Annotated in this window: 4 protein-coding genes; 1 reads left to right on the top strand and 3 read right to left on the bottom strand. The window is 38.9% G+C overall.

All coding sequences use genetic code 11. From position 1 onward, the window contains the following. Positions 1 to 834: MobA/MobL family protein (locus tag FTV30_RS14195; protein ID WP_180001807.1), on the bottom strand; the 834-nt coding region annotated here is incomplete at its 3' end. Continuing rightward, positions 834 to 989: a hypothetical protein gene (locus tag FTV30_RS14190; RefSeq protein ID WP_002061201.1), complete on the bottom strand. Its 156-nt coding sequence runs from the start codon at positions 987 to 989 to the stop codon at positions 834 to 836. The genes FTV30_RS14195 and FTV30_RS14190, both read right to left, overlap by 1 nt. A gap of 279 nt (positions 990 to 1,268) precedes the next feature. Here FTV30_RS14190 and FTV30_RS14185 point away from each other — a divergent pair, with 279 nt between their 5' ends. Next, positions 1,269 to 1,685, top strand: a complete 417-nt coding sequence (locus FTV30_RS14185) for a conjugal transfer protein TraD (protein WP_108091264.1) — start codon at positions 1,269 to 1,271, stop codon at positions 1,683 to 1,685. A gap of 218 nt (positions 1,686 to 1,903) precedes the next feature. On the opposite strand, the gene FTV30_RS16365 is transcribed toward FTV30_RS14185, so the two are convergent. After that, positions 1,904 to 2,162, bottom strand: a 259-nt coding sequence (locus FTV30_RS16365; protein ID WP_257223486.1) for an integrase core domain-containing protein, incomplete at its 5' end; no start/stop codon positions are given.

The following is a 2,162-nucleotide window of genomic DNA, read 5'->3' as shown; positions in this document are numbered from 1 at the left end:
GTAAAAATCAGCCTTAAAGCTCTCAATACCCTGTTTAATTTCTTTGTCTGAAATTGGGCTGTTTTTGAGGTCTTTCAGGTCTTGTTTGGGGTCGCCTAAGTCTAGTCGCTCAAGCTCTTTATAGGCTGTACGTGATTGTTGTAGGGCTTCCCTAATTTCAGGGTCTTTGGCTTGGCTTGGTAACAGTTTCTTTTCGGGTTCTTTCTCTATGCCTTGCTCTTTGTAGCTTCGCATATCAATACGGCTATCAATTTGATGTTTTTCTAAATGGCTGTTGCATAAATCCGCCCATCTTTGGCGTAGGTCTTTAATATCAATTTTTCGTTCCTGGTAACTCTTGCCTGTATTGTCTTTTTTAGCTCCGCCACGTTCAGGATTTTTGCTGTTATAGCGTTTGAAATATTGCTCTGGATCTCGTTCGATTCCATCTTGCAGACGTTCATTAAACATGAGATGCACGTGGGGCTGATCGTTGCCGTCCATTGCTTTAGGGTTATGAATCGCAAACTGATATGGATATTTTGAGCCGATCTCGGACTGAATGAACTCCTCAACCAGTTCTAGACGTTGTTTGGCATTCATCTCTCTAGGCAGGGCAATTTCATATTCTCGATAGGTACTGCCATTTTTGCGCTCGTAAAGGTCGGCTGCTTCCCAAAAGGTAATCGGATTATGTTCAGCCCATTTCGGCATATTCCCATAGGCACTATGTTCAAGGTCGGTTTCTGCCTGTTCTTGTTTCAGCTTTTTTTCTTCATCCCGATCAATATATTCGGCATGCGGTGCTGCTTTACCTGCCTTACCGACTTTGACACTTAAACGAGCAATCGCCATTAGGTCTTATCCTGTTCCTTTTTTCGGTTACGTTCTTTTTTAAACGCTCTTTGATCAAGTATCGAAGCCCACATCATAATGATGATAATTAGCGGTGCTGCGATCACGCCAAAACTAATATCTTTGATTTTTCCCAATACCTGTTTTAGTTGCATGCTGTTGCTCCTAGCTTTGGTACTTCTTTTTTTCATTCAATTTTCAATTGAACGAAAAAAAGAAGTTTCAGGGTTTTAGGGATGAAGTCCCTAACGTGCTTAGGTTTCTCAATGAAATTGAGAAACGTCTAAGCGCGCCATCAATTTTTTGATGGAAGTACAGGCGACAATCTCTAGAACGACTTTAACAAAATTGCGTACCTTGGACGTAATTATTTTGTTATCGTTCTTTGAGTATTGAGCCTGTGCTTTTGCGGTATATGAATTAAGGAATTGAATATGAATAATGATTGGCTGTCTGAAAAAATTACCTACATTTCTGCTTTAAAGAATCCCAGTGATGCACAAAAGCTTTTATTAGAATTAGCTCAAATCCAATACCGTACTCCCGACCAAGAGAAAAAATTGAATGCCTTGATCAAAGCTGAAAAAGCCATAGATCGAGCGAATAAACAGAAGATAGCAGTCAGAAAATTACTGAATGCAGAAAAGGAAGCTGAACGAAAAGCTCGTACACGTCATCTCATTCAATTAGGCGCACTTTTTGAAATTGCTAACCTTGATCAGCGTGACCCAGCCGAATTACTTGGAATTCTGCTTAAAACTGCTGAAATAGACCCAAATGATATGAAATGGCAAATTTGGAAGGATTTAGGATTAGAAGTTCTCAAACAACGTAAAAATAATTCAAATTAATTATAAGCTAAGCTAGATCAGCAATAAATTAAGTTATGATTTAACAAATCATTATGAGATTTCATAGGACAATTAATGAAAAAGTTTATCTTAGGACTCTGTCTATCTTTACCAATTCTCTCTCATGCAGCACCTAAATGGGAACTTGCTAATGTATTCATCACAAACAAAGATAAAGGTGAACCGTACCGGGTTTGTCGGAGAGTTTTTTATTTAAGTTAGGCCACCTGACCTAACGGGTTAATCTTATCATAGTACATTGCTTCAAAATCAAAAGGTGATACATAACCTAGTGCACTATGTACACGCTCTTTATTGAACCAATCTACCCAATTTAGTGTCGCAAGTTGGGCACTGTTGCAAATAGGCTGACATGATAAGCTAAATATCTTATTTATTTCGAGATACAGCAGATGAATCCCTTCCACGGTCGGCACTTTCAAGGTGAAATCATTCTTTGGGCTGTTCGTTGGTATT

The sequence above is a fragment of the Acinetobacter sp. YH12255 genome (assembly GCF_013417355.1).
Lineage (GTDB): Bacteria > Pseudomonadota > Gammaproteobacteria > Pseudomonadales > Moraxellaceae > Acinetobacter > Acinetobacter pseudolwoffii.
This window is presented reverse-complemented; position numbering and strand designations above follow the sequence as displayed.

What these genes read in the sequence shown, in the direction of transcription:
- FTV30_RS14190 (WP_002061201.1), bottom strand. Translation starts at nt 989, where the DNA reads ATGCAACTAAAACAGGTATTGGGAAAAATCAAAGATATTAGTTTTGGC.
- FTV30_RS14185 (WP_108091264.1), top strand. Translation starts at nt 1,269, where the DNA reads ATGAATAATGATTGGCTGTCTGAAAAAATTACCTACATTTCTGCTTTA.